This is a genomic window from Gottfriedia luciferensis (genome assembly GCF_001712755.1).
In the GTDB taxonomy this organism is placed as follows: Bacteria; Bacillota; Bacilli; order Bacillales; family Bacillaceae_G; genus Gottfriedia; species Gottfriedia luciferensis_B.
In genome coordinates this window covers 247,741-274,473 of the sequence record NZ_MDKC01000001.1, presented here as the reverse complement: position 1 = coordinate 274,473, position 26,733 = coordinate 247,741, and the positions used below count along the sequence as shown (strand labels likewise).

30 protein-coding genes and 1 pseudogene are annotated in these 26,733 nt (G+C 30.7%); 8 read left to right on the top strand and 23 right to left on the bottom strand.

Features of this window, described 5'->3' with window-relative positions; genetic code table 11:
* Positions 1-18: 18 nt before the first annotated feature.
* From BED47_RS01445 to BED47_RS01420, 6 genes are all read right to left on the bottom strand, one after another.
* The gene (locus BED47_RS01445; RefSeq protein WP_069032043.1) at positions 19-948 is read right to left on the bottom strand and encodes a D-2-hydroxyacid dehydrogenase; all 930 of its coding nucleotides are present in this window, start codon (positions 946-948) and stop codon (positions 19-21) included.
* A 573-nt stretch (positions 949-1,521) separates the two neighbouring features.
* On the bottom strand, positions 1,522-2,244 hold the full coding sequence (locus BED47_RS01440; protein ID WP_069032042.1) for an amino acid ABC transporter ATP-binding protein: 723 nt from the start codon (positions 2,242-2,244) through the stop codon (positions 1,522-1,524).
* The gene (locus tag BED47_RS01435; RefSeq protein ID WP_069032041.1) at positions 2,241-2,897 is read right to left on the bottom strand and encodes an amino acid ABC transporter permease; all 657 of its coding nucleotides are present in this window, start codon (positions 2,895-2,897) and stop codon (positions 2,241-2,243) included. Before BED47_RS01435 ends, BED47_RS01440 begins: the two co-directional genes overlap by 4 nt.
* 63 nt (positions 2,898-2,960) lie before the next feature.
* Positions 2,961-3,770 (bottom strand): basic amino acid ABC transporter substrate-binding protein, encoded by an 810-nt coding sequence (locus BED47_RS01430; protein ID WP_069032040.1) that lies wholly within the window; start codon positions 3,768-3,770, stop codon positions 2,961-2,963.
* Between the two features lie 305 nt (positions 3,771-4,075).
* Entirely contained in the window at positions 4,076-7,156 is a 3,081-nt protein-coding gene (locus tag BED47_RS01425; RefSeq protein ID WP_069032039.1) for an AAA family ATPase, read from the bottom strand.
* Between the two features lie 2 nt (positions 7,157-7,158).
* On the bottom strand, positions 7,159-8,313 hold the full coding sequence (locus BED47_RS01420) for an exonuclease SbcCD subunit D (RefSeq protein ID WP_069032038.1): 1,155 nt from the start codon (positions 8,311-8,313) through the stop codon (positions 7,159-7,161).
* Between the two features lie 202 nt (positions 8,314-8,515).
* Between BED47_RS01420 and BED47_RS01415 the strand changes: the two genes are divergently transcribed.
* On the top strand, positions 8,516-8,833 hold the full coding sequence (locus tag BED47_RS01415) for a thioredoxin family protein (RefSeq protein ID WP_069032037.1): 318 nt from the start codon (positions 8,516-8,518) through the stop codon (positions 8,831-8,833).
* Between the two features lie 260 nt (positions 8,834-9,093).
* Here BED47_RS01415 and BED47_RS01410 read toward each other — a convergent pair whose 3' ends face one another.
* Together BED47_RS01410 and BED47_RS01405 are read right to left on the bottom strand one after the other, a co-directional pair.
* On the bottom strand, positions 9,094-9,717 hold the full coding sequence (locus BED47_RS01410) for a phosphatase PAP2 family protein (protein WP_069032036.1): 624 nt from the start codon (positions 9,715-9,717) through the stop codon (positions 9,094-9,096).
* 99 nt (positions 9,718-9,816) lie between these two features.
* Positions 9,817-9,993 (bottom strand): YozD family protein, encoded by a 177-nt coding sequence (locus BED47_RS01405; RefSeq protein WP_069032035.1) that lies wholly within the window; start codon positions 9,991-9,993, stop codon positions 9,817-9,819.
* A 153-nt stretch (positions 9,994-10,146) separates the two neighbouring features.
* Here BED47_RS01405 and BED47_RS23540 point away from each other — a divergent pair, with 153 nt between their 5' ends.
* A complete protein-coding gene (locus BED47_RS23540) occupies positions 10,147-10,302 on the top strand; it encodes a hypothetical protein (RefSeq protein ID WP_175403429.1) in 156 nt (51 codons plus the stop codon).
* 13 nt (positions 10,303-10,315) lie between these two features.
* Here the strand turns inward: BED47_RS23540 and BED47_RS01400 are convergent, their stop codons facing one another.
* The 4 genes from BED47_RS01400 to phaQ all read right to left on the bottom strand — a co-directional run bounded on the left by BED47_RS01400 (position 10,316) and on the right by phaQ (position 12,280).
* Positions 10,316-10,891: a hypothetical protein gene (locus BED47_RS01400; RefSeq protein ID WP_069032034.1), complete on the bottom strand. Its 576-nt coding sequence runs from the start codon at positions 10,889-10,891 to the stop codon at positions 10,316-10,318.
* Positions 10,892-10,955: 64 nt separating this feature from the next.
* Positions 10,956-11,087 (bottom strand): hypothetical protein, encoded by a 132-nt coding sequence (locus BED47_RS24280; RefSeq protein ID WP_286162620.1) that lies wholly within the window; start codon positions 11,085-11,087, stop codon positions 10,956-10,958.
* Positions 11,088-11,285: 198 nt separating this feature from the next.
* A complete protein-coding gene (locus tag BED47_RS01395; protein ID WP_069032033.1) occupies positions 11,286-11,861 on the bottom strand; it encodes a hypothetical protein in 576 nt (191 codons plus the stop codon).
* Positions 11,858-12,280 carry a poly-beta-hydroxybutyrate-responsive repressor gene (phaQ, locus tag BED47_RS01390; RefSeq protein ID WP_069032032.1) on the bottom strand — a complete coding sequence of 141 codons (423 nt, stop codon included), beginning with the start codon at positions 12,278-12,280 and terminating at the stop codon, positions 11,858-11,860. Before phaQ ends, BED47_RS01395 begins: the two co-directional genes overlap by 4 nt.
* Before the next feature lie 159 nt (positions 12,281-12,439).
* Here phaQ and BED47_RS01385 point away from each other — a divergent pair, with 159 nt between their 5' ends.
* Together BED47_RS01385 and BED47_RS01380 are read left to right on the top strand one after the other, a co-directional pair.
* Positions 12,440-13,222, top strand: a complete 783-nt coding sequence (locus tag BED47_RS01385) for an alpha/beta fold hydrolase (protein WP_069032031.1) — start codon at positions 12,440-12,442, stop codon at positions 13,220-13,222.
* A gap of 134 nt (positions 13,223-13,356) precedes the next feature.
* Positions 13,357-13,968 carry a hypothetical protein gene (locus BED47_RS01380; RefSeq protein WP_069032030.1) on the top strand — a complete coding sequence of 204 codons (612 nt, stop codon included), beginning with the start codon at positions 13,357-13,359 and terminating at the stop codon, positions 13,966-13,968.
* A gap of 140 nt (positions 13,969-14,108) precedes the next feature.
* On the opposite strand, the gene BED47_RS01375 is transcribed toward BED47_RS01380, so the two are convergent.
* The 7 genes from BED47_RS01375 to BED47_RS01350 all read right to left on the bottom strand — a co-directional run bounded on the left by BED47_RS01375 (position 14,109) and on the right by BED47_RS01350 (position 20,122).
* Positions 14,109-15,578, bottom strand: a complete 1,470-nt coding sequence (locus BED47_RS01375) for a recombinase family protein (RefSeq protein WP_069032029.1) — start codon at positions 15,576-15,578, stop codon at positions 14,109-14,111.
* Positions 15,572-15,727, bottom strand: coding sequence for a hypothetical protein (locus tag BED47_RS23535; protein WP_175403428.1), 156 nt, complete (start codon positions 15,725-15,727; stop codon positions 15,572-15,574). Before BED47_RS23535 ends, BED47_RS01375 begins: the two co-directional genes overlap by 7 nt.
* Before the next feature lie 232 nt (positions 15,728-15,959).
* Entirely contained in the window at positions 15,960-16,178 is a 219-nt protein-coding gene (locus BED47_RS01370) for a YozE family protein (protein WP_025671848.1), read from the bottom strand.
* A 112-nt stretch (positions 16,179-16,290) separates the two neighbouring features.
* Positions 16,291-16,581 carry a YokU family protein gene (locus BED47_RS01365; RefSeq protein ID WP_069032028.1) on the bottom strand — a complete coding sequence of 97 codons (291 nt, stop codon included), beginning with the start codon at positions 16,579-16,581 and terminating at the stop codon, positions 16,291-16,293.
* Positions 16,574-17,983: a lysine 2,3-aminomutase gene (gene ablA / locus BED47_RS01360; protein WP_069032027.1), complete on the bottom strand. Its 1,410-nt coding sequence runs from the start codon at positions 17,981-17,983 to the stop codon at positions 16,574-16,576. Before ablA ends, BED47_RS01365 begins: the two co-directional genes overlap by 8 nt.
* A gap of 205 nt (positions 17,984-18,188) precedes the next feature.
* Positions 18,189-18,314: a YjcZ family sporulation protein gene (locus tag BED47_RS01355; RefSeq protein WP_069032026.1), complete on the bottom strand. Its 126-nt coding sequence runs from the start codon at positions 18,312-18,314 to the stop codon at positions 18,189-18,191.
* A 236-nt stretch (positions 18,315-18,550) separates the two neighbouring features.
* Positions 18,551-20,122: an L-lactate permease gene (locus BED47_RS01350; protein ID WP_069032025.1), complete on the bottom strand. Its 1,572-nt coding sequence runs from the start codon at positions 20,120-20,122 to the stop codon at positions 18,551-18,553.
* A 405-nt stretch (positions 20,123-20,527) separates the two neighbouring features.
* Here BED47_RS01350 and BED47_RS01345 point away from each other — a divergent pair, with 405 nt between their 5' ends.
* Complete coding sequence (locus BED47_RS01345; RefSeq protein ID WP_069032024.1) at positions 20,528-21,481, top strand: LCP family protein; 954 nt, start codon at positions 20,528-20,530, stop codon at positions 21,479-21,481.
* 626 nt (positions 21,482-22,107) lie between these two features.
* Here the strand turns inward: BED47_RS01345 and BED47_RS01340 are convergent.
* The 3 genes from BED47_RS01340 to BED47_RS24480 all read right to left on the bottom strand — a co-directional run bounded on the left by BED47_RS01340 (position 22,108) and on the right by BED47_RS24480 (position 24,407).
* The gene (locus tag BED47_RS01340) at positions 22,108-22,758 is read right to left on the bottom strand and encodes a histidine phosphatase family protein (RefSeq protein ID WP_069032023.1); all 651 of its coding nucleotides are present in this window, start codon (positions 22,756-22,758) and stop codon (positions 22,108-22,110) included.
* A 22-nt stretch (positions 22,759-22,780) separates the two neighbouring features.
* Positions 22,781-24,130 (bottom strand): NAD(P)/FAD-dependent oxidoreductase, encoded by a 1,350-nt coding sequence (locus BED47_RS01335; RefSeq protein WP_069032022.1) that lies wholly within the window; start codon positions 24,128-24,130, stop codon positions 22,781-22,783.
* Positions 24,131-24,254: 124 nt separating this feature from the next.
* Positions 24,255-24,407 (bottom strand): putative holin-like toxin, encoded by a 153-nt coding sequence (locus tag BED47_RS24480; RefSeq protein WP_353615535.1) that lies wholly within the window; start codon positions 24,405-24,407, stop codon positions 24,255-24,257.
* A gap of 158 nt (positions 24,408-24,565) precedes the next feature.
* On the opposite strand from BED47_RS24480, the gene BED47_RS01330 reads away from it, so the two are divergent.
* Positions 24,566-24,796, top strand: a complete 231-nt coding sequence (locus BED47_RS01330) for a hypothetical protein (RefSeq protein WP_069032021.1) — start codon at positions 24,566-24,568, stop codon at positions 24,794-24,796.
* A 205-nt stretch (positions 24,797-25,001) separates the two neighbouring features.
* Positions 25,002-25,226, top strand: coding sequence for a hypothetical protein (locus tag BED47_RS01325; RefSeq protein WP_069032020.1), 225 nt, complete (start codon positions 25,002-25,004; stop codon positions 25,224-25,226).
* A 186-nt stretch (positions 25,227-25,412) separates the two neighbouring features.
* Here the strand turns inward: BED47_RS01325 and BED47_RS01320 are convergent, their stop codons facing one another.
* Entirely contained in the window at positions 25,413-25,634 is a 222-nt protein-coding gene (locus BED47_RS01320) for a hypothetical protein (protein ID WP_069032019.1), read from the bottom strand.
* 275 nt (positions 25,635-25,909) lie between these two features.
* Between BED47_RS01320 and BED47_RS01315 the strand changes: the two are divergent.
* Positions 25,910-26,471, top strand: a pseudogene (locus tag BED47_RS01315) (hemerythrin domain-containing protein); the annotation flags it as partial.
* Positions 26,472-26,733 lie beyond the last annotated feature (262 nt).

The following is a 26,733-nucleotide window of genomic DNA, read 5'->3' as shown; positions in this document are numbered from 1 at the left end:
CAATTCTACATCATAAAATTAATATCCCTTTTCGATTTTCACTACATTTCTTAGTTTCTCGTTATTTTCTAATGTTGAAAGTGTATTAACAAAACACTTAACACCATCATTTGGTAAAGTAACTGCCGAAATATGTGGAGTTATTTTTACATTAGGCATTTGCCATAATTCAGAATCTGCTGGAAGTGGTTCAACAGCAAAAACATCTAAAATAGCTTTTCTAATATTTCCATTATTCAAAGCTTCCTTTAAAGAGTCCTCGCATACAGTTGCTCCTCTACCAACATTGATAAACCCTACATTATTTAACAGTTTAAATGTATTCTTATCTAATATATTTTTAGTTTCATTCGTAGACGGAAGAACACTAATAATCCAATCTGTATGATCTAAAATCGTAGATGCTTCTTGGAATGGAACTATTTTTTCAAAATATTGTTTTTTATTACCGCTCATAGAGACTCCATATACTTTCATTCCTAAGCTTGATAAAACCTTACCAATATGTCCACCAATTTCTCCTGTGCCATAAATGACAACTTTTTGGTCTTCTAAAGATTTTGGGATATGAAATTCCCACTTATTTTCATTTTGTAAATTTGAGAATTGTTCATGTAATTGTGTATCTTGGAGAATGTAACTTAAACAATATTGACTCATTTTTGGACCAAAAACATCAATCGTTCGCGTTAAAAGTACATCATTCTTCCAGTTAATTTTCATGAAACTATCTACGCCCGCTGCTAATGAATGGACCCACTTTATGTTTCCAAATTCAAAATTTGGTGTTGGACGAAAACCAACAAATGTATCAGCCCACTCATAATCTTCTTTTGTTACTTCATCTTCTGGTAAAAAACGAAACTGTTTTGATAGATTATGAGATTCAATTAGATCTTTAAGCTTATGATGAATTCGGCTAGTCACTAAAATTCTTTGAATTTCCACTGTCCTACACTCCTTTTTTTGTACCTAAATAAATTTTAGCATAATATTCCGAAAAGAATGAAAAGAAAACACTTCGAGTAATAAAATAGGATTCGAGACCTTTTCAACCCAATCTATTGGGAGGTATCTCTACAAAACTTTTCATTTTAGACGATCTATTGGACCTTTCAATTCATAATGAACAGTTTTTTATCAACATATTAGGCGGAATTAGGGTATATTTGCTAGATTTCTATATAAAATAATCTACTTTTGTTCAGTAACAAGCGCATAATACCCTAACTGGTATGGGTAAATTTCAATCTTATTTGCGATTCTTAAGGATTTAATTGCTGTTTTGCTGATTTTAATTGCTGTTTTGACATTTTTAATTGTTGTTCTGCCATTTTTATTTGCGATTCTCAAAATTTAATTGCATTTAGTTCTTATTTTGCAACTTTTCATCTTTTACTAGCACAGTTGTACTCCTTATTTGCGATTTCCGAAGAATGACTGAATACCAAATCTACTTTTACATAAAAAAAAGAGGTTCCCTTAAAAAGTCAGGAAAACCTCATCTGTTTAATATCTATCTTATAAAACTTTACTTAAGAAACTTTTCGTGCGCTCATGTTTTGGGAAATCAAATATTTGTACTGGACTGTTTTCTTCTACTATGAAGCCTTGATCCATAAAAATTACGCGATCACCAACTTCACGAGCAAAGCCCATTTCGTGTGTAACAATGACCATTGTCATTCCTTCTTTAGCAAGTTGCTTCATAACCTCTAAAACTTCTCCGACCATTTCGGGATCTAGAGCGGATGTAGGTTCGTCGAATAACATAATTTTTGGTTCCATTGCAAGTGCTCTTGCGATTGCAACACGTTGTTTTTGTCCTCCAGATAGTGAGTCAGGATATACATTTGCTTTATCTGAAAGCCCAACTTTTTTTAATAGTTCAAGTGCTTTCGTTTTAGCAGAATCATTCGCTCGGTTTCTTACTTTTTTAGGCGCTAGAGTAATATTTTCTAAAACTGTTAAATGTGGAAATAGATTAAAATGTTGGAATACCATGCCTACTTCTGTACGAATTTTATTTATATTTGTTTTTTTATCTGTCAGATCGACGTCTTCGATAAAAACTTTACCCGCTGTTATTGTTTCTAACATATTTAAACAACGAAGGAAGGTTGATTTACCAGAACCAGAAGGACCGATTACAACGCATACTTCACGTGGTTGAATTGTAATATTGATATCTTTTAATACTTCTAGCGAACCAAATGATTTTTTTAATTTTTCTACTTTAATCATCCTGTAGTCAACCTTCTTTCAATGCGATTTAAAACAAAGCTTAACGTTAATGTTAGGACTAAATAGATTACTGCTGCAGATATGTACGGCTCCCATACTTTATAATATTGCCCCTGCATTGCTCTACTCCAATACATAAGTTCAGGTGCAGCAATAATAGCTGCAATTGAAGATTCCTTAATTAAGACAATAAATTCATTTCCAAGTGGAGGGATCATACGTTTTATAGCTTGAGGTAAAATAACATGTTTCATAGCTTGTACATGCGTCATTCCTAATGAACGAGAAGCCTCCATTTGCCCTTTATCAATTGATTGAATCCCAGCACGAAAGATTTCAGCAATATATGCTGCTGCATTTAATGATAGTGCAATGATTGCGGCCGCTATTGCGTTTGTCTCTCCTATAAAATACGGTACTACCCCAAAGTGTATTAATAAGATTTGTACAAATAACGGTGTTCCTCTAAAGAAATTTATATACCAAACAAAAGGTAGTGCTAACCATTTATTTGATTGCATTTTACCTAATCCAATAAATAATCCGATGATCGTACCTAAGAATATTCCTGCAAAAGATAAGCCAATTGTTAATCCAGTTCCTTTAAGGAAAAACGGTATGTATTCTTTTATAATGCCAAAATCAAATCCCATTTCTTTTCCCCCATTTAGATAAAATTGCGTAACACAAATACCTGTTACGCAATTTTTAATTTCCTATTTATTTTCTTCTGCTTTTAATGTTTCAAGATCTGGCTCTGATCCAAAATGCTCTTTATAAATTTTTTCATAAGTACCATTGTTTACTACTTCTTTAATTGCTTTATCAAGTTTTCCTTTTAATTTACTTCCATCTTGAAGTAATAGGCCATAGTATTCAGGTTCAAAGCTATTTTTATCATCAATAACAACTAACTTTTTATCTGGATTATTTTTTGCATACGCTTCGAGAACTCCATTATCCGCAACTACTGCATCAGCTCCTCCACTAAGAAGCTCTAAAATTGCTAAATTGTTATTTTCGAATTTTTTTAGATTTTTATTGTTTTTACCAAACATTTTTTCAACAGCTTCTTGACCTGTTGTACCATTTTGCACTGCTACAACTTTCCCCTTCAAATCTGCGGCTGATTTAATACTACTACCTTCTGGAACTAGAATTTTATTAATCGACAGAAAATAAGGTGTAGTAAAATCATATGTTTTCTCACGATCTGCATTGATCGAAATAGAAGACATACCAATATCAGCAGTTTTGCCACCAATTTCAGCAAATAATGGGTCCCATCCAGTATTCACAATTTTAATCTTTACCCCAGCTTCTTTCGCAACTGCATTTGTAAAATCAACATCAAATCCTACTATTTTACCATTATCAAGATACTCAAATGGTGCATAAGCAGCATCAGTAACAACTCGTAATGGTTTGTCTGCTGTTCCGCTTGTTTTCGCATCTTTACCACAACCCGATAAAATTAGAGCTGTCGTCACAGCAAATGCAAACGATAGTTTTTTAACCTTTTTCATTTTAATACCCCCAATTATTTTTGATTTATGTAAGTAAATATCTGAGTAGAATAAATATATTGAATATTTTATATATTTAGATTTTTAATTATTATATCTATTCTTGTTTAAATATGCAATACTATGTCATTTTTTGCCAATTCCCTCCATTAAACAGATTAATTGAAAGGATTATTAAAATAAGGTTTTATATTATTAATGTATTTATAGATAAATATATTTCATTCAAAAAATTCTAGTCGAAATCTTTTTAGTAAAAATAAAAAACCGGAAACATTCGCTTAGTTTCCGGCTCTCTTATCTCTTTATTTAATTAAAATTGATAACTCTGAATATCCTTTGTTCGTTTTATGAACTTCAATTACTGCAGGCATTGCATCCTTTACATCTTGCACATGAGAAATAACCCCTATTAAACGGCCAGATTTTTGAAGTTGAATAAGTGTATCAATTGCTTTTGATAATAATTCATCATCTAGCGATCCAAATCCCTCATCTATGAACAACGTATCAATTGATACGCCACCCTTATGTGCTTGAATAATATCTGCCATACCTAATGCTAAACAAAGTGATGCATTAAACTGCTCTCCACCAGATAAAGTTTTTACATCCCTAGCCAGACCTGTATAGGAATCATATACTTCCAATCCTAAGCCACTTTGTTTCCTTCCTTTTTCAACTGCATCTTTTCGTTGCAATTGAAATTGGCCATTTGATAAATGATCAAGTCGGATATTTGCCGATTCAATAATTTGTTCAAAGTAATCCAATAAGACATATCGCTCAAACGATATCATTTTATCATTATCGCCTTTTGTAACTTTATATAAATCAGTTAAACCTGCTAATTTTTGTTCAGTTTTTACAAAATCCTCTTGATAGATTTGCAGGTCAATTTTCAATTGACTTAAACGCTTATTTAATTCTTGAATACGAATCATCTCATTTACGATAGCGTCTAAATGCTGAGTAATTTCTTGTACCTTCATTTTAAGTTCACTTACATCAATTTTTTCCATCGATTGGACTTGTTTTTCAAGCAGCTCTTTTTCAGTACTTAATCTTTGACGATTCTCTTCGAACATAGATAAATCATTTCGATATTGCTCTATCATTTGTATATAATCAATTGCACTTATAAACTCAGATTCTCCATTAAACTCGTACTCAGCTATTTTTTCATGATAAAGAATTGTTGTTGTTCGAATTTCTTCATTTAAATTTAAAACTTCTTTCTCAAGATGAGTGCGCGTAGTCTCTTTTACCGTCTTCTGTTCAGTTAGGTTCCTATATTCTTCTTCAATCTTTGAAATTTTAGCTTTTAATATTGCTATATTTTTTTCAATTTCATTTTTTTCCAATTGCCATTTCTCAAGAGTTCTTAAAGATTCAGGTAATTTTGATTCAATTTGTACGATCAGAATTTTTAATTCATTTAATTCAATCGTAAACTTATTCATTGCCTCAGTCTTCTCAGTAACTTTTACGGTTAAATCCTTAACTAATTGTTCTTTTGTTTTTATTACATGATTAATCTTTTCGAAAACAGCTTTTTTCTCAGTCAGATTTTTTAAGTTTGATTCATTTTCATTAAACTCATTAGCAAGAGCTTTAAGACCTTCATTTGTAAAATCAAATTGACCATGCTCTTCAAAAAATGATTGTTCATCAATTTTTAATGAGTTTTCTTTACTTTTAATTTCCCCCTGAATTGTTGCTAGTTCAGTCTGGAATTGATTTACTTGCATTTTCAATTTTTCTGCTTCTTCTTCATTAACAGTCCCATTAAATTTAGCAAGTGATGGGTGATGAGTGCTTCCACAAACTGGACATTGCTGTTGATCTTTTAAATCTTTCGCTAAAAAAGCGGCTTTTTGCTGATGCATTTCATTTTCGATTCTGTCCAATTCTTCTTTTAGCTTAAAATGATCTAAATTTTTTGTTTGATATTCATTTCGTTTTTGCTCTAATTCTTTTTTGGCAAAAAAGATTCGTTTAGCAAACCCACCTTTTAATGAGATTTCCTTGTTTAATAAGGAGAGTTTCGCCCATTGATCATGAACACCATCTAAATCATTTAGTTGCTGTTTTAATTGATTTAATTCTTCGTTCTCTCTCTTTAAACCATCTTGTAATGTTTTTTCTTCATTTTCGATTAATAGAATCTGTTTAGACTTAGTATGAAACGCTACTTTATGATTTTGAAATTGTTCTACATCTTCTTTTAACGCAAATAAATTACTCAATTGGTTTTCTAAGCTACCTAATTTTTTTTGCTCTTCAGGTAATGTAGCGACTTCTGCAGATATTTTTTCAATTTTAATGAGTGTTTCTTTTAAACTTTCTATTTCGATTAATATTTTATCGTTCGTTACTTGCAGTGAATTTTTTAATTTCTCAAGTTCAGTTTTTATAGGCAATACTTTTTCAGCATTTGTAGCCAATTTTATTTTTACTTTTTTATCTTCTATTTCTAACTCTTGACCTTTTAACATTGTTAATAATTCAATTACTTCATGTAATCGATCAATATTTTTATTATGAGCTTCAGCTGAAAAAAGCTTTTGCTGACTAACTTCTAATTGTGATTTTTGTATTTTCTCATTTTCTTCAAGTCTTTTTAAATCCTCAATTATACTTACGATATGTTCAGTCAAAATCTCATTAACAATATGAAGATTAATTTGAGAATCGTCGGCAATTTCAATTCCTTTTTCACTTAGCAATTTTTCAATTACTTCTAATTTAATAACGATTTTCTGCTTTAAATTAGTAAATTTACTTTCGATGTTTTTTCGAGCTAAATTGAGAGTTTCAGTTACTTTTTCAAATAGTTCAGTTCTGAAAATTTTTCGTAAAATTTCTTCCTTTTCTTTAGTATCTGAAACTAATAATTTTCTAAATTCACCTTGAGGAAGTAATACGATTTGTTTGAATTGATCTGCATTAATCCCTAATAATTCTTCTACTTTCTTATTAACGATTGAAGTTTTATTAAATTCCTGACAATAAGGTACTTTTTCCTCATCCTCAATTTTATAAAACTCGATTTTATCGCCAGTAATTCCTTTATTTTGTTTCTTTTGATGGCCTTTTTGTCTAAAAATATTATAATGATTTCCTTTTAATTCAAATGTCAATTCAACACTAGTATATAGATCATCATCAGCAAAATGACTTCGAAGCAATGTTTGGTCATTCCTATTTTCACCGCTCGCTTCTCCAAAAAGAGCAAAACAAATTCCATCAAATATTGTTGTTTTACCTGCACCGGTTGGACCAGTTATTGCAAATAGTCCTTTTTCGTTTAGTCGACTAAAGTCAACATGCACCTTATCCTTGTAAGGTCCAAATGCATGAAGTACTACTTTTAATGGCTTCAAATCTATTCCTCCCTTACAAAGATTTCTTGAATAATCTCTTTTATAAATTGTTCATCTTCAATTTTCAAATCTTCATTTTTCATTTCTTTATAAAAAGATTGGAACAACTCAAGTTGATTTTTTGATTGTTTTTCCACTAAACTCAGTTGATTTGTTTTATCTGTTTGTAATGTCGTTCGCTTTCGACTAACATGCATTGCATTTGGATAAACTGTTCTAATTTGCTCCATCGGATGTACAACCATATGCTCATCAGTTAATTTTACAAATACATAATCATGATTTACAGAATGCTGTCTAATTTCCTCAATCGTTCCTTCGATCGATCTTAAATCTCGTTTTGGATGAAAATCTTTCTTAACGACTGATAGCTCACCGTTAGCTTTTAAATCAACAATTAAGCAGCCTTTTTTATGGTTTTCTTCAGAAAGTGAGTACTTTAAAGGTGACCCTGAATATCGAATTGATTGATTTCCTACAAAATGTGCCCGATGTAAATGTCCTAGGGCCGTATAATTAAAATGTTTAAAATTATGATGTGAAACGTATTCAGCTCCTCCAATAGAGAGTGTCCGTTCACCCTCTGTCTCTTCATCTGAAGGCTCCCCATTATTTGTTACGAATGCATGTCCAACAAATACATTTCGTACTGATGAGTCTAATTCTTCATCTCTTATTTTATTTATGATTGCTTTCATCGCGTCATCATGTGAATGAATATCTTCGTTTTGTAAAATATAACGTACAATACTTGGTTCTGCATACGGAATTAAATAAAAATGAACTTCACCTTCATCATCATTTAAAATAACTCTCTTAAATGGGGTTTGAAATTTCCCTACTAAATATAAGCCTTCTTTTTCCATAAAACGGCTACCAAATTCAATTCGTTCAGCGCTATCATGATTTCCAGAAATCGCAAGAATGGGGGTATTACATTCAATGACAATTTTATGGAATACTTCATTTAATAGTTCAATCGCCTCAGTTGGAGATATACTTTTATCATATAAATCGCCTGCTATAACAACAGCATCTGGCTTTTCTTCTTTAATTATTGAAATGAATTCATCTAATATAAATCGTTGGTCTTCAGTCATATGTACACCATGTACAATTTTACCAAGGTGCCAATCTGCTGTATGAATAAACTTCATTAAATACACCTCATCATTTTATTTACTTTCATTGTTACTAAATTTATAGAACAACTTTTCTATCTTATATTTTACATCAACATACGAACGTTTGTATGCTTTTTAATCACATTAATTTTAAAAATGAATTATTAAGTTAAAATAATTGAAATACTAATTAATATGATTCAAAATAAACCTATCATAGCTTTAGGAGGCAATTATGGAAAAAATAGAAGATGTAAAAAAATACGAGGAAATAATTAGAAGTGAAAAGCCAATCGTGGTGAAGTTTTATGCAACTTGGTGTCCTGATTGTACACGTTTAGATGCTTTTATCGGAGACGTAATTGAAGAGCACCCATCATTTACTTGGTACACAATGGATCGCGACGAATTTCCAGAAATCGCTAGTGAACAACAAGTAATGGGAATTCCAAGTTTGCTTGTATTTAAAGAAGGCGAAAAAATTGGACATTTACATAGCGCAAATGCAAAAACGCCAGAATCAGTTGAAGAATTTTTATCAACTTTTGAATAACATCAAGTAAGTTAATCAGACTGGGATTATCCCTAATATCTAAATAAAATAAATTAAACCACAAGGTGATTGAACCTTGTGGTTTTTCGTATGCATTATTACCCTTTTATGCTGTTCTTTTTTCCTGGCCATTTATTGGCAATTTGGACTTGATTTATAATTTCATTGAAGATGTTGTTCAATTTTCTTAAGTCACAAATCAGAAACAAAAAGAAACACCTATATCATTTCAATTATAGGTGTAATTTTTTCATATTCAATTAAAGCTGTTTTCTTTCATGTAAATTAATAAATACATTTTTACAAATACTATACCATGCATATCCTACTAACCAGCCAGCAATAATATCAGAGAAATGATGCACATGTAGGTAAATTCTGCTCATTGATATTAAAAATATCATTAAAAGGACAATAAATTGAATCATTTTTTTGTGTTTCATCATTTCAGGTTGAATGACAATTAAAATAAATCCTAATGTTAAAAAGAAGGATGTTGCCATAACTGCATGACCACTTGGGAAACTAAATCCACTTTCCACATAGTACATTGAACTTGGTCGTGGTCTTTCATATAGGTCTTTTAAAAATGAAACAACCACTCTAGCTGTCAATAATGTAATAATTAACGATAAACCAGTCCAAATGCGCTTACGTATAATTGAATAAACTAAAACAATAACTGCAAATGTTAAATACATTTTTGAAGAACCAAAATCTCTTAAAAAATAACAAAATGAATCTAGTGCGTCTGTTCGAATAAATTCAAAGAATTTAAACGCTGAATTGTCCAAACTCCGAATCATTTTTGAATCATAGATTAGTCCTAAAATAACAAATAGAAAAATAGAAGTAAAAATTAGTATCCAATTATTTTTTTTCATAAATTCCTCCAAAATAAAATCCAGTTATTGCATCTTAATTGCTTGTACTTTGGATACACAAAAGAAAAACGACGAGAGCTCCCGTCGCCACTTTCATGACTATTCTTCTTCTTCATCAATTTCATCAATCATACATTTTTCCAGTAAGTATTCAAAAGTAATATCCGCTAGTTCCTCAATTTCTTCTTCCTCAGGAACATAACCCCGCTGAATGAGCTGTTGATAGAAAAATTCTGCTATTTCTTCCGTATCAATAACTACCTCAATTTCTTTCACTAGCATCACCCCTTACTAGTTAATATGTGAAAAATGAGAAAATATGAAAAAAACCTTACCAAGCACAAAAAAATATTAATATGTAACCTTTAGCATAATACAACATTGACAAGCATATATTCAATTAAAACATGTTAAAGGAGCGAGATTCCAATGATAAAAATGGACAAGCTAGCTAATTTAAAAGAAATTATGGTTAATGATGAACTGTTTGAAGAAGCTGTTGAAAAACTGACGACAATTGCATTTTTTATTTTAATAGGGATAGGCATACCTTTTATGATTCATATAATTCTACAATTATTGTAGAATATCCTCTCTCTCAATTTGTTTTCTTCTCTGAGAATTTATTTAAATTTTTAAGCACTAGATCCATCACAATTTTATATTCTTCGTCTTGGAAGATTGAATATAAAACTGCGTAATCATTATATATATCTAATAATCCATCAATTATTTCTTGTTTTGTTGTTTTATTTCTGTTTTTATTAAAATCATTCATTGAGCGAAGTTTTTCTAAGTCTAATTTTGTAATGCCATTTTTATCATTTCTTAGTTTTTTTAGAATTGCATTTGCAGTTTGTGCTGATGCAATTAAGGTTAAATCTGTTTCATCGGCTTCTAACCATTCTCCATCAGTAATACGCGCTAATTCGTAAATTGTATCTTCCCATGCGTCATTTTTATATCGCCAAACCTCTGTACGGTACCCCACAATTCGAAATATTTCTTTTTCATAGCCATTGACTTGAACTAGATCTCCGAAAGAAAATGAATAATTTACTTCTATCCATTCTTTTTCAAGTTTTTTCCCATCATATTCGTTGAGAAGCTGAAGAGTATTCTCAACATAAAGTCCGTCATGATTATTGACTTCATAAACAAAAACGCCGTCCATCAGTTTAATATTTATTAACTTTCTATTTTTATTGGCTATTGAGACAAAAAAAGACCACTCAAGTTTAAGTGAGTGGCTTATTAGGTGTTTTTATTTTTATATCCTCGTTTTTTATTTTTAAAGTTAATTTTAGTAATGCTTCTGCAGCAAGTTTTGCATTTAACGTTCCAATTTCTTCATATTTAAACTGACCCATGAAGAAACACCCCTCTATAGACTATTCAAAGGTCTAGTCTATAGTTCACTAAAGTAGGTATTGTAGTCGGATATAAGAAAAATAGATAAGGCATAAAAAAAACAACCCTCCTAAATTAAATGAGTTGTTTCAGCGTGAAAACAAAAGGCAAAAAACTTGATTTTCAGCCTTTTTATGATTAGCTAATTTCAGTTTTACTTATTTATTAACAGATGTAAACATATTAAAGCTATCCTCAATACGATGGTTAAAGTTTGTATGTACTGCTCTTAAAGATTGCAAGTAATGTTCATTTAATGATGACCATACTAGATCTCTTTCCTTTAAACTCTCTATGTAGTATTTTCCAGTTTGTTCATATTGCTCTTCTACCCTTTCAATTAACTCAACTGAAGCTTTGAACGGAGTAGATAAAAACTCACCAAATTTATTTACCGTTTCTTCAAATAGATTAACACTTGATTGAACTGATTCATCAGTTTTTGCAAATTTAATTCTTGATGTATTTTCTTTTATATGATTATTAAAGTACTTTATTTCATCAAATAAACCATTAACTGCATTACGATATTCCTCATTAAATTTCCTTGTTTCTTTTAACACTTTTATAAACGAATCTAACCTTTGTACTCTACTGTCTCTTATGTATGTCAAACTACTTTCGTATTGATCCCAGAGCGTATTAAAAAAAGGATCCATAAAATATTTTTCTACTTTCTCGTCTTTAATTTTTTGACCTTCTGCCTTTGGTTTTGAAGCTTTCTGTGTCGTCAAACTTCTTCCTCCTCTTTTGGATTCGAATTTTTCTCTATTTTATCCTCTCTTTGAAATGGAGGAATGTAGAGCTCAAGAAAACTAGTATACATTTTGAAAAATTGATCAAGCATTGATTGATAAAGTTCAAGTTGTCTTGCATTACTTGTTAAGTATGCCTTCCCAGCTTCTGTAATTGAATAACAGCGCTTAGCAGGTCCGCTTCCTTTCGTATCCCATTCCGATTGTACAAGATTTTCTTTTTCTAGTTGTCTTAATAATCGATATAAATTTCCTTGGTCAAGTGTTTGAAAACCGAATGCTTGGAGCTTTTGAATTAAATCATAGCCATGAAGTGTCATCCGACTAAGAAGTAGAAGAATAAAAGGCATAATAAAATTTTTCGAAGGAGTAATATTTTTATCTTTCTCATTGTTCATTGGTAACACCTCTATAAAAAATCTAATAGGTGTATTTTACACATATATGAATATAGCGTCAATACAGTAAATATAATTTATTATAAATTTTCAAAAAACTTCAAACATAGCGTTTATTCGTTAAATATTTTAGTAAAAAAATACAAAGGAGTGATAAAGTTGTACGTTATAAAAACCGAAAGTATCAAACTGTATTATGATCGGTTAGGTACTGGAGAACCTCTCGTATTAATTCATGGTCTTGGAGAAGTAAAAGAAAGTTGGTTTAAACAATATGAACTAGCGAATGAGTTCGATTTAATTATTCCTGATTTGCGTGGCCATGGAGAAAATGATTTAACTGAAGGCATCTCAATTAAGAATTTCGCAAAAGATGTACTTGATTTAATGGATGAGTTAGGAATTGAAAGTGCGCATATTTTAGGCCTATCTATGGGTGGGACTGTTGCACAAGAGATGTACCGTCAAGCACCTAAACGATGTCGCTCTTTAATCCTAGTTAGTACATTTCATTTTGCTCCAAGACTACTAGGTTTATGGTTTATTCATTATAAGGAGCTTCGTTCAAAAATTTTCACACCCCAGCAGATAATAGAAATGACAGCAAGAACATGCCTTTTTTCATGGGAAAAAGAGTCATTACAACAATTTAAACAATATTATCGCCCAAACCCAGAAGGATTTGACAGGTCAATGAGAGCATGTTTTAAGGTTGATAATAGAGAATTGTTACCAAATATAAAGGTACCAACGCTTATTATTGGTGGTCAGTATGATCCGATTACGCCAGTATGGCTCCAATTAGTAATGCATAAAAGTATCCCGAATTCAAAATTAGTTATTTTCAAAAATACCGGCCATGTAACCAAAATGGAAGCCGCAGAAAAATTTAATCACACGATCAGCTCTTTTTTAAATAAACATGAACCCGTTAAGATTTAAAATTAATTTCTAACAAACATTAGCAACCTATTCCCAGCTTGATGAGAGAGTTAGCTTATCAACGTATTACAATCTAAGTGTACTATTCTAAAAAAAGCCTCCATATAGTTTAACAAAAACGGGAGGGTACGAAAATGTACGAGAATTGGCTAGATACATTATCATCTAATGATTTATTTCTGACCTTTCTATCAATATTAATTGGTGCAATCGGTGGTTATGCCAATATACTATTAGCTAATGAGGGCTACATTAGAAGTTATCGGTTTAAAGATTCTGATGGTAGAGAAAGATATTCACTTGGTTCTAAGCGTGAAATAATTCTTGGAGCAATGGCAGGGTGTATATCATACCTTATTGCTGTACTAACGACAAATGATCAAACTCCTGTATCGATTATCATTTATGCTTTTATTTGTGGAGTTAGTGGCGGTGCTTATTTAGAAAGATTGGTTGATAAAAACGTTAATAACAAAATCATTGATTTTAGTTCAACGCTTGAAGAAATGGAGAAAGAGAAAAATGAGAACAAAAAGACAAGTGCCCCTTCGAATAACACGGGAAATGTGCATCAAACAGATACTGGTGTTGTTGATGCAATAGATCTAAATAATGAAAATGACAATACTAATGAAGAAGTAGATTTTCATTACAATATTTTAATGAAAAGGCTAAAATGTGCAAGAAGTACTAAGGAAGCTGAAAAATATTTTAATGAATTAGTTCGATTGATCAATAACAGATAAATGTTTAAAATTGCATACAAAAAAGTTCAGTTCTATCTTTCGGAGATGAAACTGAACTTTTTTTTAACTTTAAAATTCTCAAAACAGAAAATAGGTGTGCAATGTGAGTTTTCTCGTTTCATGGAATGATCATCGCTGCATTAGAACCATTCTATTTTAATAGTGGCAATTTCCTTACTTCGAGTCGTATCATGACTTGAATCCATATTGCTACTAAAATATATTTTATTAATAAAAGTCTTTAAAAATTGATTACATATTTCAGGATCGATTACTTCTAAATTGTCTAGCGTTTCAATGATTTTCTCTATTTTTTGACTCTCATCTTTTTCATTTCTTACATTCTCTATTTGGATCTGATAGAGTTCAATTTGCTCATTCATTTGATTCATTTGACCAATTAGTTCATTTTTTAGTTCTTCATATTCCTTTTTAGTAATTTCTCCATCCATTCTCATTTCTCTAACGTTATTTTGTCTTTTTTCAATTTTATCCTTTTGTTTGATTAATGAGACGAGTTCAGTTGTTAATCTTTGTTCTAGTTCGATTGTTTTCTGAGAATATAGTATTTTTAACGCGTTCTCTAGCTCTATTTTTTTTTCTTTTATACTTTTTAAAACAAATTCTTCAACCAATTGATATTTATAGCCGCGATCTTTACACTGATTGTTTGATATTTTATTTGAACATGATTTTATAAAATCAATTTTTGAATTATCTTTTTGAATATATCGCTTCCGCCCACAGCAATTGCAGTATATTAAATTTTGTAACCTACGTACCTCTTTTCGGTTTTGAAAATAAACATTTTTATTATTTTCTAATATTGTTTGGACGGCAAAGAATTGCTCTTTTGTTATGATTGCCTCATGTGCATCTTCAATAAAAACTTCATCTATAATTTTATTATGAATACGTCTTCTAGCCTGTATGGCTCCATAATATACAGGATTCGTACGTAATTGGCTAATATGTGATGTAGTAAGGATTTTACCTTGTCTACTCCTCCAATTTAACCTATTTAATTGCCGTGCTATTTCATTGACTGAAACCCGTTCAAATGATTTATCGAATATTAGTCGAATGATCTTTGCTTCCTCTTCAATGATTTCTAATTTTTTTTCCGAATTTTTTCGATATCCAAGTGGGGTTTTATTACTCATTACCCATTTTCCTTGCTCCGCTGCTGCTAATCGCCCTCTTGATAACCGCTTTTTTATCTGCTTATATTCAAAATTAGCCAATACTGCCTGAAATGAAAATAACATTTCATTCGTTTCCTGGGATAAATCTATTTTACCTTGTGGGGTTAATATTTTAATATCATTTAAGATTAATACTTGCTTGATTTGTTCAGCATGTGCATTATCACGTGAAAGACGATCTATATCCATAATGATCAAATAATCAAATTCATGTATTTTCTTAAGCAATAAATTTAATTGCTCACGATCCGTATTTACACCACTCGAAATTTCCTGATAAATGATATAGTTTAAATTATGTTGATTAGCAAGCTTAATCAAAGCGTTTTTATGATTAAGTAAAACTTCATCTACATCTTTTTGCTCTTCATTTCTTGACAGTCTGAGATAGATAGCTGCTAACATGTAATCACCTTAGCATTAAGCATTTTACGTAAGTGATGAATTCCCAATAAAAATAGAAAGTTTATATTTGTTATCTTACCGACAGTACCATATAACGTAATCACGACAATATCATCTACGTTATATTTTGGTTGTTTTTTCTTTGTCATACTTCTTACCTCCTTCTCCATACGTCGTGACTAATTCGTTTTTACTGTATACTATGCAACCGATAGATAATTGTCTGTCATTTTCATAGTAAATAAAAAAAGGGATTAGCCTATTTTGTAGGTAAGAATATAATAGCTAGTTTCAAAAATGGTAGAATCAATAAATTAATGGGATATCTTGTAAAAGTGTTCAATAAAAAAAAGATGCAACTTAGTTAAACTAAGCCACATCTTATTGATCTTCTAAATATAAGTTCCATGCTTCATCAAAAACGCTCATCGATTGATGGAAAGTTCCATCAAACTCTAAATACGAGCTAATTTCGTCATAGCTTGAAGAATGTTTTGGAAATGAGTGATCATTAAAAAGATGATCTGCCAATATTCCAATTTCATTAGGAATTTTATAGTTTCTATGCTTCATCATATAATGGTAAAATGACTTTCTCATGATTCTCCCTCAGTTTAATTATTTATTTTGTCTGTTTTTCTTAAAATATTACTACTTTTTGAATATGCTTAATACTATAACAGATTTATTTTATATTTTAAAAATACTCGTTCTATGACGAGAAGTCAAAATAATTTCTTTTTAATAATCTCGGTTGCTTCATTAATTCATCAAATGTAACTGAAACCGGAAGTAAATTTGTTGAAATAAGAAATAACTGATCCTCTATTGATTTGACCATCTCTTCTTTTTGATAGGTAAATTTACACTGATCACAATGAAATGATGGTACTCCTGTAATAGTGATTGCTCGGGAACCATCCGGTAATTCCCAATGTACAACTGCTTTTGTTTCCTTTATATTCTCCTCACCGCACCAATCACATTTTAAAGTATTATTCATCTTTCTTTACACTTCCATCCATTTTTTGAATTTGTGATTGAAACTTTTTCTCTTTTAGTTCATCCCTTTTTTCTCGTTTATTTTTTAATGAACTATGTGTTGGATCTGTTTGATATTGTTCTCTCTTTTTCATTCTTTCTAAATCTGAAGGAATAAGACTTTGCACCTGATCATTCATGATACTAGCAATACCAACCTTAGCTGCCTTCTTTAAATAATCAGGGTAAACTAGTGAAAAATACTCTTCAGCCGTATCCTCTTTATAGTTTTCAGGCTCTGGATAAGATGTGATGACACCCTCAAAATTCCTTAGTACGGTTTTTTTACTGCTTTGAGAGACGATATAGTTTGGTTGAAGTGAGATTTTACCTCCTCCGCCTGGTGCATCTACTACAAATGTAGGTACTGCATAACCAGATGTATGCCCACGTAATCCCTCAATAATCTCCAAGCCTTTAGCAACTGGTGCTCTAAAATGACCAATTCCTTCTGATAAATCACACTGATAAATATAATATGGTCGGACTCTTATTTTTACTAAGTCATGCATTAACTTTTTCATAATCGGTACGCTGTCATTAATCCCTGTTAAAATAACTGATTGGTTCCCAACTGGAACGCCAGCATTTGCAAGCATTTCACATGCTTTTTTTGCTTCTTCGGTTACTTCAATGCTCGTATTGAAATGAGTGTTTAACCAGACAGGATGGTATTTTTTTAATATTTCACATAGGTTTTCAGTAATTCTTTGTGGGAATACTACTGGTGCTCTAGTACCAATTCTAATAATTTCGACATGATCGATTGCTCTTAAATTTTTTAAAATATATTCCAAAATATTGTCATTAATTAATAATCCGTCTCCACCTGAAATAAGTACATCTCTTACTTCTTCATTTTCACGTATATAGGCGATTGCTTCATCTAATTGTTTTTTCGGTACTCCCATTCCAATTTGACCTGAAAATCGACGTCTTGTACAGTAGCGACAATACATTGAGCATTGATTTGTCACTAAAAAAAGCACTCGATCTGGATATCGATGAGTTAATCCAGGAACTGGACTATCATCATCCTCTCCTAGTGGATCTTCCGAATCATATTTTGTTTTATTTAATTCTTTACTAATTGGTACAGACTGCATTCTAATGGGACAACGTGGGTCAGTTGGATTCATTAAAGAAGCATAGTAAGGAGTAATATTTAATGGAATGGTTTTAGTTGATATTCTAACCCCTTCTTCTTCATCCGGAGTTAAATCGATTACTTGTTTCAAATCATCCAATGTTCTGACTGTATTCGTTAATTGCCATAGCCAATCGTTCCATTGTTCATCCGTAACATCTTTCCATAGAGGAATATCTTTCCAATGTCTTTGAGGTTTATAAAGTTGATTTTTCATTTATGGTCCTCCTTGTTTAATAGGACAATTTAAATTTACTAAATTAAGTAAAAATTTCTAGTTATATACCTACTTCTTTATATGCACTAAATAAAAAGTTGGTGAAAAAAGTAAAACTCAAAAAACAGTATGAATACCGTGTAAAAATGAAATAAACCGACTAACTAAATGTTAGTCGGTTTCTGTGGCTGACGCTCAATAGTTTTTAGCAAGTTACAAAAGACGCACCGATGATAATTAATAAAATAAATAACACAACGATTAACGCAAATCCTCCGCCGCATCCAAAGCCACCGCCGCAGCCGCCGTAGTAAGGTGAATATCCCTTCATAGTAGATTGCCTCCTTCACTTAACTTTTAGAAATCACAATAAAGTATATGTCAGGTTCACAATCCTTGTTACATAGGCATTTGACTATATTTCGTGCAAAATTAAATAGATTTTTGGATATAAACATGATCTTATAAATCTAAACTGATTGATATATGAATGAGTAATCAATTTGCGAAAAATCAACTTTAAGAAATAAAAAAGTCTTGAGAAAACTTCTCTCAAGACTCTAATACTTAATATATAAATGATAAGATATATGTCCAAATACAAACAAATGCTAGTAATCCAAAACTATATTTTAAAGTCATCTTTGTTAATGTTGATTCATTACCTGTTTCACCTACTGCAGCTGTTGCGATTGCGATCGACTGAGGTGAAACTAGTTTTGCTATTACCCCACCTGCAGTATTTGCTGATACCAATAACGAAGGATTTGTACCTAAAATATTACCTGCTGAAACTTGAATTGGAGCGAATAAAGTATTGTTGTTTACGACCGAACCAGTCATAAATACCCCAATCCATCCTAATATTGGAGATAAGAATGGAAATGCATCTCCAGTGTGTGCGACTGCTTGACTTAAAGCACTTGTTAATCCTCCATATGTCATCAATTTTGCGATACTAATAATGGCACAAATCATTATGATTGGTATCCAAAATTCTGAGATTGTTTTTTTAAGAAGTGCTAAACCCTTCTTTACATTTATTGATTTAGAAGAGAAAATTGTAACTAATCCTGCTAATAATATTGCTGTACCTGTTGCTCCTATTAAATCAATGCTGACATTTATCGTAGAACCTGGAACAACGAATTTTATTACGGTAGCATCTAGTGCTCCTCCATCAGCGAATAAACCTTTAAATGATTTTAAGCTCCAAATTAATACAAAGATTGTTAGTAAATAAAATGGTGACCATGCTTTAATCACATCAGCCATTGAATAAGATTCAGTTTTAAACTCTTTTCCATTTAGTAAGAATATATTTTTAGGTTGCCATTTTTTAAGAAATAATGCTAAAACACCCATTGTTAATAATGAAGGAATGATATCTGCTAACTCTGGACCTAAAAAGATTGTCATAATTGCTTGAGAAACTGTATAAGTAATAGACGTTACTAAAATTGCAGGTAAAACTTCTTTAATTCCTTTAATTCCATCGATTAACCAAATTAACAGAAATGGAATCGTAAAATTAATAATCGGTAATGTTAGGGCAGTCATGATTGAAACTTTCATTGACGTTACACCATGTAATCCAAATGTATCAATAATTCCTACAGGTATTCCAATTGCCCCAAAAGCACCAGATGCACCATTTGCAATTAAACATAGCATAGCTGCTTGTAATGGTTTAAAACCGACTGAAACTAATAAAACCGCACAAATAGCAATCGGTACGCCAAAACCCGCTGCTCCTTCAAGAAATGCGTTAAAACAAAATCCAATCAATAAAAACTGGATCCGTTGATCACTCGAAATACCAACTATACTGCTACGTAAAATATCAAACTTCCCAGATTCTACTGTTATTTTGTATAACCACACAGCCATTACAATGATATAACCAATCGGCCATAATCCTTGAATGGTTCCTTGAGCAACACTTCCGATCGATTCCCCTAAAGGTAGTTTAAAGATAGTTAGTACGATTATAAACGTAATTCCAAGGTTTAATAATGCTGCATAAATACCTTTCATTTTTAACACTGTTAAGCATAAAAGAAATAAAAGAATCGGTACAGCCGCAACTAGTGCTGAAATTGCGAGATTATCAAATGGATTAAAACTATCTACTAACATTTGGTTTACTCCCTTGTTTTAGGCTTTTTAGATTTAACCTACAAAATCTATCATCCAACCTAATTATTTTGTTAAATTACTTCACAAACATTATTATTTTTAATATTGCCTTATAAAATAATTAATATTATTTCAAAATCGCCATACAAATTGTGAATAATTTCACAAGTTGTTATAAAAAAACAAATCATTTTGCTAAATTTCTCGGTTTTATTTGTGAATTATTTAACAATAATAATTGTATACTATGAATTATTTCATAACAATCAACTATTATTTCCATTTATGGAAAAATAGGGTAATTTTTGTTTTCTTTTTTGTTACGTATTTTCAAAATATTACAGGGGAAATATAAACTAAAATACATAATTAGATCAAATAACAAATAGAAGGAGTAATAGATTCATGTCAAAGTTCTTGCGAATATGCCTTCTTTCTTTTCTTGTTTTCTTACTGACCAGTTGTCAAATTAAACCATCAGATCGTGGCCAAAGCCAATCAACTCCACTAAGTGAGCAAAAAATGAGCTTTAAAAATAAACTTTTAAAAAACTCATTATTTTTCCTTGTTATAGGAGTTGATTCTCGGGGCGAAAAAAATTCACGTTCAGATAGTATTGCAGTAGTTCAATATAATGTTGATGACCGAACTTTAAAAGTTGCCTCAATTTTAAGGGATTCATATGTTAAAATTAAAGGATATAAGTATGGTTACGGAAAAATAAATCAGGCCTATTATTTAGGTGGAGAAAAATTACTAAAAGAAACAATTTATAATAATCTCGGTATTCCAATTGACCATACAGTTATAATCGACTTTAAAGGTTTTGTTGGGATTGTAGATACACTTGTTCCAGAAGGTATAACAGTTAATGTAAGTCAATCAATCATTAATGATATGAACTTAAAAATGAAACCTGGAAATAATAGACTACACGGTGAACAACTCTTAAAATACGTACGTTTTAGACATGATCATGATAATGATTTTGGAAGAGTTCAACGCCAGCAAGAAGTGTTGTTAAAAGTCGTAAGTGCAGTCAAAGAAAAGTTAAATACTTTTGGTGGGATCGCTAGAGTACCTCTTTTATTAGACGAAACAACAAAATATGTTTCAACTGACTTAAAACTAGATGAAATACTTTCGCTTGCTTCTATTGCATTTTCTCAACCTATTGAAAAAATTGATCGCTTAAGTATTCCTGTAAATGCTGGTTTTACAAACGAAACGGTTGAACATTCAGGAGCAGTACTAAAATTAGACTTTTCTAAGAACAGACAAACAATTAAACAATTTTTTAAAGCGCCTGCACCAGTAATAAATAGTAAAGATAGTAATAAAAAGTTAAAAAACAAATGATAAGTTGAACTTCACAAAAAAGAGAAGGTTGTAATCCTTCTCTTTTTCAGTGTGTTAAAATTTAAAACTGTATGTGGAACATTATCTAAGTTAAAATTCATTTTTTTATATTTATTAACGATTAACAATTTTATTTGTTAAAGTCTTTCAACAATTTATATATTGTAATTGTTTTTTCGAAAATTAAAAATGTTAAGATTAAATTTTATATTTCTCGTTTTAAATGATTAGTTTATAAGTTGATGTTCAAACTCAATTATAAACTGATTAATTTTCCGTTAATGTTACACTAAGAAAAGGCTTTTTGATTACGTTTTTATTGTATACTTTTTTTGATGAAAAAGTTGATTGGAACGGAGGGGTGCTCGACTCCTATGGGATTAGCGGGAAGGCTGAGACCCCGCAGGCTTGCCGAGGAGGCTCAGGTCTCGCCCCATGGAAAGCGAGTATCCTGTAGTGGAAATCAACCTCACTCTACTCCTTTTACGAAAATTTGATAATTTATTGACAGGGTGTTTTTCAACTGCATGAAAAAAGAGAAGGTTGTAATCCTTCTCTTTTTGTTATCTCGTTTATCTTTTGCTTTTATCTTTTTACAAGCTCTAAAATTGTTTTATTTCTTGATATCATTGATTAAAAGAAATCACTTTATAAGTATCAGATGAGTACTCCAAGATTGTGATACTAGCGTTTTTTATTTCTAATTCAATATTAAATTCCTCTGAAAACTTTTTTACTATATTACGAATCGTATTTCCATGAGTGACAATTAATACATTCTCATCGTTTTTATTATTTTCGATAATTAATTCATTTAGCCCCTTTTCAATTCGATCCCATAGTTCGGAGTAACTCTCGGCATGATGGTATGGATCAGATTCTTTTATAAAATTTGTAATATCTTCTAGGGACCGATTTCTTAATAATTCTCTAAAGGAAGTATAACCGTGATCATTTGCAACTTTACCTAGGGCAACTGCTGAAAATTCACCTTCAAAACTACCAAAAAAGGACTCTCGGAAGGCTTTTGTTTTTCTAATAACAGGAATTTCGTAACTGTTTTGTTGTAAAATTAGTTCAGCCGTTTCAACAGTTCTACCAGAATCGCTAGTAAATACACGGTCAAATTGGATATCTGACAATCTATTGCCACATTCAATCGCTACTAGTTTTCCTTCTTCTGTTAACGGACTGTCGGCCCATCCTTGCATTCTTTTATAACGATTTAAATAAGTTTCACCATGTCTAATTAAATATAAATGAATTCTATTCTTCATCTAATCACCCGCAATGTGAATTTTAAAATTCCTTATTTGCATTTGCCAAAACCTTACCTAAATAGATCCCACTAGCCGCTGCTTGGGATAATGAGTGGGTTACTCCAGAGCAATCTCCAATTACAAATAATCCTTCTAAACTCGTTTGAAAGTTTGAATTGGTTTCTATAATCGGTGAATAAAACTTCCCATCCATTCCGTAAAGTAGTGTATCCTCATCAATTGTCTCTCCAATAAATTCTTCCAATTGTTTCAAAAATCCTTGTAAAATTGTTAAATATAAATTAGGAACTTCATTTTTAAGGTCACCACAATCGGCATCTAATGTTGGCTTTATTCTGTTTTTTTCCATTTTCACATTAGTTGTAGACTCACCTTTAAGTAAATCACCTAATCGTTGTACGACGATACGATCTATACCATTATTTATTTTACCTATAATTTTATTTGCGTAAAAATTTGCTTCTTTCAGTGTTGGAAAATATTTAGGTGTGAATAAAGTAAAATTTAAATTCGTTGTTCCTGATTCCTTTTCCTTAAAATTTTGTCCGTCAGGCATAACTAATCCTTCTTGAAACTTTCGAACGATTCTACCTTTTGGATTCATACAATATGTAGTTGAAATCAATTCATCATATTCAAAAGCAAGTTTCGTTTCGAATGTGTCTTGTAAAATTGAGCGAAGCTGTTGTTCTTTCATTTCGACTCTAATTCCTAAATCTAAACGAGTTCTACCTTGTTTAACTCCTAGTGAAGCACACTGTTCATTTAACCATTCTGTTCCGGATCTGCCAGTTGCAAATACTACATTTTTAGATTCGAATTTTCCTAAGTTAGTATCTAAATAGAATAAATTATTCTCCTTTTTAATATCTAGAATATCAACTTCAAAGCAAATATCAATCCTACTAGATAATTCGTTATATAATCGTTCGAATATTTCTGTTGATAGACCCGAACCGAGATGTCTAACTTCAGTAGTTAACATATGTAACTTGCAATCCTCGGCTTTTTTAGCCAAATTTTCATTTACAGTCGAATATTTTTCTACAGAACTGCCCCCAAAAAGGCATAGTAGATCGTCAACCTCTCTCATCAATTGTTCAAGATTTTCTCTGCCTACCTTTTGAGCTAATTCACCCCCAAAATCACATGAATAATTAAATTTCCCTTCAGATTTACCAAGCCCTGCAAAGCCATAAAATTTACCACAAACGTCGCAATCGCATATGCCACCTTTGTCTATAGCACAGTTCCTATCTTCTAAAGTCTTTCCTTTTTCAAGTATTAATACTTTTTGATTTGATTGTAATAATGTATATGCTAAAAAAATGCTACTTACACCTGAACCGATAATTGTAATATCATACATCTTTTTTCACCTTCTAGATTTTTTTCACTTATTCTAATTGTACAATAGTTATTATACTTAAGTGAAATCCCCAAATATTGTTGGACAGAATTTATCCAAAAAAAACACGCCTTATTTAGCGTGTTCAAGAATTTTTATTCTTATCCTTATCTTTAAACTCTAAAATGGCGATCACAAACATACCAAAGCTAATCATTAGTGATAAAACTTCGAAAGTAATAATATAAACCGCCTCCTTACTTTTAAGCCTTCCCGGAACCAAGTTTGTCCTATACATTCAATTATTGTTTATTTTTTAAATTTTGAAATCTCTATTAAAAAAAGGAGCATCTAGCAAGATTACTCATTGAGCTATTAATCCAATTTCTTCCACTATCCTTTTAAGGTCTATTTTTTGTAAAAAATTGGAACAATATCACTATAGGAGGAATGTAAATGGAGCATTTCGAAGCATTTTTGAATAGTAAGAATTGGATTGATAATGATTTAGATGCAAGGTATATAAATATAAACCATCCTTATGCGATTTTAATTTCTGGAGAAGAAGGCCAAATTACTCTTAGGGGAAACACCGGTATAGATAATGGTCAAAACGGAGAAGAAATTTACTCCTTTACATCATTAAGAGAGCTTCAAGAGTGGTTTGAAGAAAATATTGGGGAATGAATTAGTGCAAAATGAGATAAGTTATCCTACTCATGCCATAATTTTAGATTATTGGCTGAGTTTTTTTATTGCATTGCAATAAGCTTAAAAAAATTCTATTAATCTAATAGAATGTAAAAATTAACTTTATTGGAATTAAAAAAGCAATATACATAAAGGAAATTGAAGCATTTGCAACGAATAATTTTCTTTGGAGGTGTTAGATATGAGCAGTAAAAATAATGAATTGAATTGTAATAAGGAAGATTTGTATCTAGAGGTAATCAACGAAATGAAGGGAATACAAATTCATTTGTTAGAAGAGATCACTCGTTTAAGCAGCGAGGTTAATTTTCTTATTTCAGTTGTTTTACCAAATATAGATCGAGATAATTTAAATAATCATCAATTGGCCATGTTCGGTGAAATCGTATTGAATAAAAGAAGTTAAAGACAATTACGAAAAATTGATAAGTCTATGAGGCAATCAAACCAATTATGTTACGCAAATTACTTCTCTTTTACCTCTTATAACCACTTAAAATCGATTGTTGGATTGATGAACATGAATCCATGGAAGTAAAAATAGTTAAAGTAAAAATAGAAAATATCTTTTTTCTTTATTTAGTTTTACTCTTCAATCTTTTTTAGAGAAAACTTTACCATTATTTAATTGACACCAGTCCAATTCTGTTGTATCACTATATTTTGCGTTAAATTCATCGATCGAAAGGAAAACTTCAATATTACCTTTTTCCAGCTCTAAAAGAAGCGTATATGGAGTTAATCCGTAAACATTCGAAACAGCAATTAATTCACCTATATGTATTTTTTCTGAAAAATCAATTTTATCTTCCATTTCACTCTCACCTTACCATTTAGAATTTAAAGTCTACTATATACTTTTATATACTGCCCTTAATTCAAGTATATCTTCAATAATTCTTCAATCTAAAATTTTGTAGATTTTGATTAATTAACTAAAAGTACGAGAACAATCTTCATTACAAATTGAAAAAAGGTAAAAATGACTCAAGTATTTTTCTTGAGTCATTTTATTGTCATTTACTTACCGAAACATTTGTTTAGAAGTATTTTTTTATGGTTAATTAATTATTAATCTGATTAATAAAAATTTCAAAAGATGAAATACTATCAAAACTAAATAAACTGTATCAAGAAAAAAAATTATCAAACGAAGTAGTAGTTGATTTTAAAGAAGCTTCTAGTAGTGATTTAATCGAACATATAGTGAACAATCATCATCGTTTTTTAAATGAGGAATTACCTCTATTAAGTCCATATGTAACTAAAGTAATGCGAGTTCACGGAGAAACTCAACCTCATTTAGTAAGATTACACAAGTTGTTCTTTGATTTAAAAACAGAATTAGAGGAACATACATGGAAGGAAGAAACAACAGATTTTAAATTGATTTTAGAATATGAACAAAACCCAACTAATGAAAATTACCTGAAATTAAAAAATATCGTTAGCGAACTAGAAAATGAGCACAGTTCTGCAGGGGATATTTTAAAAGAATTACGTGAAATTACAAATGACTATACCCCACCAAAAGAGGCTTGTAGTACTTATCGCCTTTTATCAAAGACTTGAAGCTCTAGAGGCTGATACATTCCAACATATCCATTTAGAAAATAATATATTGTTTAAACGAGCAATTATTAGGAATTAACTATTAGGCCTAGTATATATAAAATGGTCAATAAGGAAAACGGACATTAAATGAACATTTATTTAAAATGAAATTATCATTTTTTGGAAGATCTCTTAATGGTTTTAAATGCTAATCTGTTTGTGCAATGTTATGATTCCAATAACACTACTAATGATTTTTTTCAGAAGTTAAAAATATATGAGCTAATTTTTAGAAAAACAAAATCAATTGTTTAATGAAAGTTCGATATTAATTGACCTACAAGTTGTTTAATATACAA